Genomic DNA, 274 nt, shown 5'->3' on the forward strand with positions numbered 1-274 from the left:
AAGAGTTACCAAGCTGGTTGTTAGTTGAACGGTGTGGGAAAGCCGGCCGTAGAGGGTGAGAGCCCCGTAAGCGAAAATGTCCAGCCTCTTAGTGAACACCCGAGTAGCAGCGGACTCCTGAAATCTGCTGTGAATCTGCCAGGACCACCTGGTAAGGCTGAATACTTCCTGGTGACCGATAGCGGACGAGTACCGTGAGGGAATGGTGAAAAGTACCCCGGGAGGGGAGTGAAATAGTACCTGAAACCGTTCGCCTACAATCCGTCAGAGCCTT

General features: G+C 53.6%; 1 rRNA gene. It reads left to right on the forward strand.

Features of this window, described 5'->3' with window-relative positions:
• Positions 1-274: ribosomal RNA gene (locus tag RBH18_RS44015) — 23S ribosomal RNA — on the forward strand; the annotation flags it as partial.

It is taken from the genome of Actinoplanes oryzae, assembly GCF_030757795.1.
GTDB lineage: Bacteria > Actinomycetota > Actinomycetes > Mycobacteriales > Micromonosporaceae > Actinoplanes.